The organism is Streptomyces sp. NPDC045899, assembly GCF_056431485.1.
On sequence record NZ_JBWKKP010000024.1, the window covers coordinates 19,166 to 28,155 of the forward strand.

Sequence of the window (8,990 nt, forward strand, 5' to 3'; positions counted from 1 at the left end):
GGGATACTGTGACGGCAAGTCGAATCCGAATGGAGAGTTGTGGATCACATCGATCGCACCCTGCTGGCGCACCTCCAGCAGGACGCAACCCAGTCCTACGCCGCGCTGGGCAAGGCGGTGGGTCTCTCCGCCGGGGCCGCTCATGAACGCGTGCGGAAGCTGCGGGAGCGCGGCGCGATCCGGCGCACCACCGTCGAGGTGGACCCGGTGGCGGTGGGCAAGGCCGTTCTGGCCTATGTGATGGTCAACTCGGATGCGTGGATGGGGGATTCGGCGGAGGCCTTCGCCGCACTCCCGGAGATCGTGGAGGCGCACGTCATCGCCGGGAGCGCGTCGGTGCTGGTGAAGGTGCGGACGTCGACCACCGAGCAGCTGCAGGACGTCCTGCGCCGGATCTACGCGATCGACGGGGTCAGCGGGACGCAGGCCACGGTGGTGCTGGAGACGTTCTTCGAGCGGCCGGTCTCCCCGCGGATCGCCGGTCCCGACCAGGGGTGATCGCGCGAGGGACGGCCCCGCGCAACGATGCCCCGGCGGCCGGGAAGCGGCTGCCGGGGCATCGGCGGGTGTGTGGAGCGGACGGGCTCCCGGGCTCCCGGATTCAGGGCGGGCTCGCGCTCACCCTCACGGGCACACGGGCCGGACTGCCCGCCTCTGCGCGACACCCTCGCGACGAAACTTGGCCGATAGAGGAACCTCGCACAGGTGCCGAATCGGGTATTCCCTTGAAGACTCGAACTGTCTCGACAGACCTGTCGCTCACTGGGGGACAAGATGAGTACACGGCGACGCGTAGGGTCCACAACGGCGGCCCTGCTCCTCGCGGTGGGTTTGGCGGCGCCCAGCGCACTGGCCGCACAGCCCTCGCAGGCAAATCTGCAAGCGATCAAATACGTCAGCGGTTCAAGCGTCACCAAGGGGTCATGCAAGGGCTGGATGAACCGCAACACACGCAATGGGTACGTACAAGGCGTCGGCCAGTCGTGGGGCGATATTTGCACGATGTGGCTCCAGCGGTACAAGGTCGGCTACGGGTGGTACCAGCTCAGCGACTACTACACACTTGACAACGACAAGCGGTCGACCGGCTTCCACTCGAACGGCACGAATCTGGCCGCTCGCGTATGCATCGAACTCAACTGGGGCAACAAGAAGTGCGGGAAGCCGATTTGGTGAGACACCCTCTGTCTGCCTGAGCGCCGTCCGGCAGCTGCCTCGTCATCGTCGTCGACGGGGATCCCGCCTTCCATCAGGGCCTCCGTGTCCCGGCCCTCGAGCTCCGGCGCCGAACCAGTCGGGCATTTCCGCCGACGACGACACGAAGCCTTCGCGACGACGGGGGCAGTGCCTGCAGGACGACATGCCTTCCGCCCGAAGAGGATCTGCACGCGCTCAAGGTCCTGTTCGAGCTCCACGATGGGTGTTCGCCGCGCACGCAGAGGTGAGTCGGGGACCCGCGCCGGGCAGCTGTACCCCTCCCATGAACGCGGGAGTACTGGTCGGCGGCGGCTCTCCTCGCGGGTCCGCCTATCCTGCCGCCATGGGTCTGGATCTCCAGCTGATCATGGCGGACTGGGAGCGGCTACGCGTCCTCCCCGTCGAGGACCGGATTCCTGCACTGGACGATACGATCTGGCCGCCGGAGCTCGACGACGACTACCTGATCGAGCGCGGGTTGGCGAACGGCTGGGTGTGGCCGCCGGTTCAGGAGTCGGCGTGGTGCGCGGAGTACCACTTCCACAGCACCACCGGTGCCTACCGGCCGCATGCCCGGGCGGGTGACGCCTGGGCTGACATGCGGGGACTGGTCGATGCACCCCTGAGCAGAGCGATGGACGCCTTCCTGAACGGCCTGATCTGGGACGAAGAACCAGGCCTTGATCCTGCGCTGACCGGCGGTGGCCTCTTCCCACCCCGCACCGACCGCCGGCGGGCAAGGGTCCTTCTCGTGTGCCCGCCGGAGGTGCTGCCCGCCAAGGTCCACGCATGGCAGGAGGCCGAACCCCGCCTGGAGACCTTGCGTCGGCCGTTCAGCTTGGAATGCGAGGGCTGGGCGGGGCGCCCGGACACCTTCGAGGAACTCACCACACTCCTCCACGAATGGGCCGAGGTCGTCAAGGCGGCGGCACACCGCGGCTGGGGTCTGGTGGGGCTCCCCCAGCCCTCAGCAGCTGTGGTTCCTGCCAGGGCAGCATCGGGATGCTCCTGGTGAGGACGCCGGCCATGCCGCAGATATCGCATCGGCACCGACTCCCAGCGTCTCACCAGCAGCCGAGCTGGCCACCTCATCAGAGCTCACGCAGAGCCGACCGATGGTGCGAGTCAGCTACCGGAGCAGTCGGGTATCCCGACTCGCCGGAGTATCTTCTGCCGGTGCGGAGAAGGCGGCGTCGCACTGACACAAAATTGTCGATCTTGAAGGCGGTAGTCCACCTAAGCTGCACCACCATGACGACATCATCGGACGACAGCATCCGACCGTTCCGAGTCTCCATCCCGGACAGCGACTTGGACGACTTGAAGAACCGCCTCGACCGCACCCGCTGGCCGGATGAACTGCCCGATATCGGCTGGTCCTACGGCGTTCCGCGTGGCTACCTGCAAGAACTCGCACACCACTGGCGGCACACCTACGACTGGCGGGCGGCCGAGACGCGCCTGAACCAGTGGCCGCAGTTCATGACCACGATCGACGGCGCGAACATCCACTTCGCACACATCCGCTCCCCGGAACCGGATGCCACGCCGCTGATCATCACGCACGGCTGGCCCGGCTCCATCGTCGAGTTCGAGCAGATCGCCGGACCGCTCACCGACCCTCGGGCGCACGGTGGCGATCCTGCGGACGCCTTTCATCTGGTCCTGCCCAGCATCCCGGGCTTCGGGTTCTCCGGCCCCACCCGAGACAGGGGCTGGGAGTACCACCGTGTCGGGGCTGCCTTCGCCGAGTTGATGCACCGCCTGGGCTACCACCGTTATGGGACGCAGGGCGGCGACTGGGGAGCGGCGATTTCCCGGGAAGTGGGTCGCATCCGCCCCGACCATGTCATCGGCGTCCATCTGAACCTGATCCCCGGTGCCGGGGCGACAGCCGAGCCGACCGAGGAAGAACTCGCCGCCCTCAGCCCTGCGGAACGTGAGCGCGCTTGGGCCTCCTGGGAGCGTATGCAGGCGTGGAGCCGCGACAAGCAAGGCTATGCCGACATCCAGTCCACACGTCCGCAGACCCTCGCCTACGCGCTCACGGACTCCCCGATCGGCCAGCTCGCCTGGATCGCCGAGAAGTTCAAGGAGTGGACAGACTCCGTCGACCGGCCGGAGGACGCGGTCGACCGCGATCATCTCCTGACCAACGTGATGCTGTATTGGCTGACCGGTACCGCCGGGTCCTCCGGACGCATCTACTATGAGCGCGCTCACGCCGCCTACTCGGGAAGGCCGCCGGAGGCCTCGACGGCCCCTACCGCGTTCGCGTCCTTCCCTCAAGACAACTTCATCGCCCTGCGTCATATCGCCGAACGCACCAACAACATCGTCCGCTGGACGGAGTTCGACCGGGGAGGCCACTTCGCCGCGATGGAAGAGCCGGACCTGCTCGTCGGCGACATCCGAGCCTTCTTCCGCAGCCTGCGCGACGCGACCCCGTCCTGACCGGACGAACACCGGCCGCACCGCACTGCGGGTAAGCCGACACCTGGAACACGCACTGTGCGATCACGTGACCCGACCCGGGTGCTGCCCACACTGCTGAACATCTGCTGTCAGGACATCTCAGGGGGCTGAAGGCAAGAGGGTCCGCAAGCCTTGATCGGTGTGGAGTCCACTGATTGGCTGACCGGCATGAATGATCTCGGACCCGTCGCGTGGCCGCCTGCACCGATCAGGACCGAGAGGCTCGTGCTGCGTGAGCCCGAGGCCCGGGACCGTGTGGCGTTCATCGAGCTGCTGGCGTCGCCAGATGTGCACACCTACCTCGGCGGACCCCGCCCGCGTGACCAGCTTGAGCGCGAGCTGCCCGAGGTGCCCGGTCGGTGGCCCGGGAGTTTCGTCGTCGATCTCGACGGGGCGATGATCGGCCAGATCACGCTCAGGCGAGCAACGGAGCACCTTCGTCCGGCTGCTGTGGGGAAGGCTGATCTCGGCTACCTGTTCCTGCCACGGGCGTGGGGGTTCGGGTATGCCGCCGAGTCGTGCGCGGCGGCACTTGACTGGTTCGACGGCGTCCTTCCCGGTGAGCCGGTGGTGCTCGCCACCCAGACCGCCAACCTCGGCTCGATGCGCCTCGCGGCGAAGCTGGGATTCACCGAAGTAGAGCGGTTCCGGGCCTGGGACGCTGAGCAGTGGCTCGGCCTGCGGTCCCCGCTGCGGTCCTGCGATTGAGCTCATGCTCGACAGCTCGGTTCTGTCGAAGCGTTGTTGGCGAAGCTGACGGGTCTGCGGTCCTGCAGGCGCTTGGCAGAGTGACACGCCGAGGTAGGTGTGCACATCTGGCTACGCCACCAGCTCGATGAACATCACACGGTCCCGGGCCTCGTGAACGGTGCGTCGGCGAGAGCCGACTCTGCCGCACCGCCGACGGCCACCGCAGGCTGCGTCGCAGCCTGCGGTGGCCGTCGGGGATGTGCTTGCGGACCTTGCCGCCCAGGTCGGTCCAGGTGGATTTGGGGACGAGCGCAGTGTGCGGGGCGGAGGTGCGGGCATGCTTCGACGGCGCCGCCGGCGAGGACCTGGACGCGGGCTGCCGGAGCAGAGCTCGCTTGGACGAGCCTCCTGGTGTGTGACCCGCTCGGTCACACCGCGCGGTCGATGCACCTTCCTGGCCGGCCAGGCGAGCGGATCAGCGCAGTCCGGCGAAGAGATCGTTCTCGGGTACGGCCGCGCCGGTGGCGTCCTGGACACGTACGAAGGTCTCCATGCCCATCAACTCGCCGAACCTCTCCTTGCCCATTTTGAGGAAGAAGATGTTCTCGCCCTGGCTGGCGTGCGCGGCCAACGCGTCGAACTTCTGACCGCTGAACGCGGTGGTGTCCACCCACGTGGTGATCTCATCGTCGGGAAGGCCAATCTCGGCCATCGCGGCGGCCTCGGCAGGATCCGGCTCCGGCATGTCCGGATGAAACTCACGCATGACTTCGCCGAACCGCTGCATCATCGAACGGGGGGCCGTGGTCCAGTACACCTTCGGTGTCAGCGCGGTCATCTTCACCGCCGCCATCGTGATGCGGTTGGCCTGGATGTGGTCGGGGTGGCCGTAGAAGCCGTTCTCGTCGTAGGTGACGACCACATCAGGTCGGTAGTGCCGCATGAGTTCCGCGAGTCGGGCCGCGCCTTCCTGCACGGGGGTCTGCCAGAAGGATCCGGGGGCGTCGTTGCTCGGCCAGCCCATCATCCCGGAGTCGGCATAGTCCAGCATCTCCAGATCGCTGATCTTCAGCGCGTCACAGCTCGCCTCAAGTTCTTGACGGCGCATCAAGGCGACCGCCGCCGGATCGTGCCCGGGATCGCCCGGCTTGACGCCCCCCGGTCCGTCACCGCAACCGCCGTCGGTACACGTCACGAGGACCGTGCGGATGCCTTCCGCCGCGTACTGCGCGAGGATCCCTCCCGTTCCGGTGGCCTCGTCGTCGGGGTGGGCGTGTACTGCCATGAGCGTCAAGGGCCGGCCAGTCATGAAAGGGTCCTCCTGCAGTAAAACGTCTTGGTCCGAATGCGCGGCGGTCGTACCGCGATCCTGGGGCCCGGATCCTGGTGGGGCGGACGACCTCGTGGTCTCCGCGTTCCCCGCCCATGCGGCGCCGGTCCCCCGGTCGATGCAACCGCGACGGCCGGACCGAATGTTCCCGGCGCGGCCGCCTGGACATGTGCCGGCGCTTCAACGCGGACGAAGCACAGGTCTGACCTGTATATTTCGGCGCCACATCGGATCCGACTTCCATCCGGCACCAGCCGTGAGATTCCGACACGAAGACTGAGCTCCTACCGGCGACGGATCATGTCTGTGCCACCTCGACGAAGCGCTCGCCTTGAACGCCGCCTCATGTCCTCACGTCCCGGCGGAACAGCGCGGTCCACAGGAATGCCGCGCCGAAGAGCGATGACTCGGGTGGCTCCTCTCGCATGCGGCGCAGTTCGACCTCTACAAGGTCAGAGAAGATCCAGCGCAGGGATTCTGGTGTGTACGAGAGGCCGCCCCGCAATTCTCGCTCACGGTAGATGTCCGCGTCGGCGAGTTCCGACCCCATACCACCCTCGCCAGAGGCGAAGCTGGTGAGGGCGAGATGGCCGCCAGGGGCCAGGACTCGATCGAGGAGAGCCAGGTAGCTGACACGGCGATGCGGCGGTAGGTGGTGGAAGCATCCTGAGTCGACGACCAGGTCGTACCAGCCCCTCGACTCGGTGGCAGGGAGAGCGAAAGCGTCACCACAGAGGAAGCGGACGTCGACTCCAGCGCCCCGAGGCGGTCAGCCGGCCGCCCACCGGTCAGCGCGATGCCGCCGCTCACGGGGTGCTGAGGCCCCCGGGGCACAGTGCGTGGTCGATCAGGGCGCTGCTGGCCGCGTTCTCCTGGCCCAGTATGTGCTCAGGGGTGTCGCCGCGTGCCTCGGACATGGAGACCATGGCACTGCGTCTGCCGTCATCGGTGACGCCGTTGAGGGTGATGTAGCCGCCGTCCCCACCCTCGTGGCTCCAGTAGGTTCCTCCGCAGCTCAGGGGCCGTTCCACCAGGCCGAGGCCGTATCGGCCGCCGGGCCACATCTGTTGGACCTCCGCGCTGACGGGGACGGTCCGCTTCATCGTGGCCAGCTGCGGTGCCGGGAGCAGGCGGTCTGTGTTCAGGTCGGCGGTGCCGCTGGTGGCGACCGACTGCCGGCCGTCAGGCCCGATCACGCGGGCCTGCACACCGCTGATTCCGAGGGCGTGTATCGCCTTGGTGTCATGGCGCAATTGCGCCACGCGGGAGGAACTGGCGGGCTGGGCGGCGGCGGTGGCCACCTCGGCGACGAGCAGCGTAGTGACCGCGAGTGCTATGACGAGGTGCTTTCACGGAGTCGAAGTCATGACCGAACGCTATTTTCGCCCCCACCGGGGCGCGATCCGACGCACCCCAGGATCGGAGAGGGGGATATCCCCAGTGGGGGCTCTGGCGTCGTGGTTCGCGACCCAACACAGCCCGATCACCAAACGACGCCCTGACCGCGGCCCGGTGTCGGCGTACGGGTGCGTGTCACCGGTACGCCGACACCAACGACCGATGACACCCGGCTCCAGCGTCACCGGCGGTCAGCCATGTACCGCGACGTCCGCCACTACGTCGGACTCGCCCCGGAACTCGGCCACTCCTGCCGAACCCGGACACCCTCGCGGTTCCGGACGAGTTGCGCGCGGAACGCGGCCGGGGCGGACACGCACCTCGTGATCGGGCCCGTTTTCGAGGGCACGAGCTCACGCGGGGGCCGGCTCCAGGGCGGCGCGGCCGAGGAGATGTACGCGTGCCGTTTCGGCGACCCGGATTCCCAGAGCTTCCGCGGTGCGCAGGTCGGACGATGCGGGCATGCGCTCGGGGGGCTCGTCGTTGTTGGACTGTGCCATGGCGCCGAGCCAGCTTCCGAGGCGGTTGAGGTCCTCACTGGTGCTGGTGGAGGTGTTCCAGCCGCCGTGTTCGGCAAGCCCTACCCAGATCATTCCGTGCTGGGCCGCGAAGAGGGCGATGTCCGTGAGTGTGTGCAGCTTGTCGCCGCTCATGCATCCGCTGTTGGTGAATCCGCCTGCGATCTTGTTCTTCCAGCGGAGGCCGTCCGCCCAGACGCTGCTGGTGGCTTCTACGAAGGTGCGGAATGCGGCGCTGCTGCCGCCCATGTAGGTGGGGGTGCCGAAGATGATCGCGTCGGCGGAGTCCAGGCGCGCCCAGTGCTCGTCCAGGAGGTCGGGGAGTGGGATCAGATCGACGTGGGCGGTTGTTCCGGCGCCCCGTGCGACGGCTTCGGCCTGCTGCGCGGTGTGCCCGAATCCGCTGTGGTAGACGACGGCGATGCGCGGTTCCATGACCATACCCCTGTTCAGAAAGCTATATGGAAAGCTATGTCCTGAGGATAGGGCGCGCGCAGCGGGACCACAAGACGGTTGTCAGGCGGCCGCCTGACTACAGAGGGTGAGAACACCCTCTCAACAGGGGCTCAGGCGGCACCCGGATAGCTTTAGACTGAGGGAATTGGCACAGCGGATCCCGAGCGAGCCGCCGAGCGGGACGGAGGGGCATGACCACCGAGACCACGCCGACCGGCAAGGCCCGTCCCGATCACGTGGACGAGGTCATCACCGCGTGGCAGAGGGAACTCCCCGCGGTTGCCGGTCTGCCGCTGGAGGTCGCCAAGCGCACCTCTTTGCTCAACCATCTCTTCGAAAAGGCCACTCAGCGCCAACTGGCCAGGTTCGGGCTCACCCCCGCCGACTACGGCGTGCTCGCCACACTCCGCCGAGTGGGAACCCCCTACCGGCTCAAGCCCACCGAGCTGAGCAACGCCATCCTCCTGACCTCGGGCGGCACCGCGAATGTCCTGCGGCGTCTGACGCAACTCGGCCTGGTCAGCAGGACTGCGGACGCGACCGACGGCCGAAGCACCTGGGTTCAGCTCACCGACCAGGGCCTGGTCACGGCGGAGCAGGCCGTCGAGGCCGCCACCACGGCGCACGCCCGGCTGCTGGACCGGCTCCCTTCCGACACCGCGGAGCTGCTGAACGATCTGCTGCGGCGCACCCTGAACGCGTTGGACAACGAGTCCAGCGACATCTGAGCACCGAGCGCGCGCCGCACGGTCGACGATCGGAACGCGACCGCGAAAGGGACCCGGCACGGCCGATGAAGGCGATCCCCGGCGTCGACGACCTGGACGGCCCTGGGGGGGGGGGGGGGGGGGGGGGGGGGGGGGAGGGGAGGAGGGGGGGGGGGGGGGGGGGGGGGGGGGGGGGGGGGGGGGGGGGGGGGGGGGGCG

At 67.8% G+C, this 8,990-nt stretch carries 9 protein-coding genes and 1 pseudogene; 6 read left to right on the forward strand and 4 right to left on the reverse strand.

Annotated elements, in window-relative coordinates:
• The first annotated feature begins 39 nt into the window (after positions 1–39).
• The 5 genes from AC07FT_RS28510 (at position 40) to AC07FT_RS28530 (ending at position 4,380) form a co-directional block, all read left to right on the forward strand.
• Entirely contained in the window at positions 40–498 is a 459-nt protein-coding gene (locus tag AC07FT_RS28510) for an Lrp/AsnC family transcriptional regulator (RefSeq protein WP_479178764.1), read from the forward strand.
• A 327-nt stretch (positions 499–825) separates the two neighbouring features.
• On the forward strand, positions 826–1,176 hold the full coding sequence (locus AC07FT_RS28515; protein ID WP_479178765.1) for a hypothetical protein: 351 nt from the start codon (positions 826–828) through the stop codon (positions 1,174–1,176).
• A 364-nt stretch (positions 1,177–1,540) separates the two neighbouring features.
• Positions 1,541–2,212, forward strand: coding sequence for a hypothetical protein (locus tag AC07FT_RS28520; RefSeq protein WP_479178767.1), 672 nt, complete (start codon positions 1,541–1,543; stop codon positions 2,210–2,212).
• 236 nt (positions 2,213–2,448) lie between these two features.
• Positions 2,449–3,651: an epoxide hydrolase family protein gene (locus tag AC07FT_RS28525; RefSeq protein WP_479178769.1), complete on the forward strand. Its 1,203-nt coding sequence runs from the start codon at positions 2,449–2,451 to the stop codon at positions 3,649–3,651.
• A gap of 189 nt (positions 3,652–3,840) precedes the next feature.
• Positions 3,841–4,380, forward strand: a complete 540-nt coding sequence (locus AC07FT_RS28530) for a GNAT family N-acetyltransferase (protein ID WP_479178904.1) — start codon at positions 3,841–3,843, stop codon at positions 4,378–4,380.
• A gap of 457 nt (positions 4,381–4,837) precedes the next feature.
• Here the strand turns inward: AC07FT_RS28530 and AC07FT_RS28535 are convergent, their stop codons facing one another.
• From AC07FT_RS28535 to AC07FT_RS28550, 4 genes and pseudogenes are all read right to left on the reverse strand, one after another.
• Positions 4,838–5,671: a PIG-L family deacetylase gene (locus AC07FT_RS28535; RefSeq protein ID WP_479178771.1), complete on the reverse strand. Its 834-nt coding sequence runs from the start codon at positions 5,669–5,671 to the stop codon at positions 4,838–4,840.
• 364 nt (positions 5,672–6,035) lie between these two features.
• Positions 6,036–6,452 (reverse strand): annotated as a pseudogene (locus AC07FT_RS28540) (class I SAM-dependent methyltransferase); the annotation flags it as partial.
• A gap of 46 nt (positions 6,453–6,498) precedes the next feature.
• Positions 6,499–6,993 carry a hypothetical protein gene (locus AC07FT_RS28545; protein ID WP_479178772.1) on the reverse strand — a complete coding sequence of 165 codons (495 nt, stop codon included), beginning with the start codon at positions 6,991–6,993 and terminating at the stop codon, positions 6,499–6,501.
• A 450-nt stretch (positions 6,994–7,443) separates the two neighbouring features.
• A complete protein-coding gene (locus tag AC07FT_RS28550) occupies positions 7,444–8,043 on the reverse strand; it encodes a flavodoxin family protein (RefSeq protein ID WP_479178773.1) in 600 nt (199 codons plus the stop codon).
• Between the two features lie 212 nt (positions 8,044–8,255).
• Here AC07FT_RS28550 and AC07FT_RS28555 point away from each other — a divergent pair, with 212 nt between their 5' ends.
• Positions 8,256–8,792 (forward strand): MarR family winged helix-turn-helix transcriptional regulator, encoded by a 537-nt coding sequence (locus AC07FT_RS28555; RefSeq protein ID WP_479178775.1) that lies wholly within the window; start codon positions 8,256–8,258, stop codon positions 8,790–8,792.
• Positions 8,793–8,990: the final 198 nt, after the last annotated feature.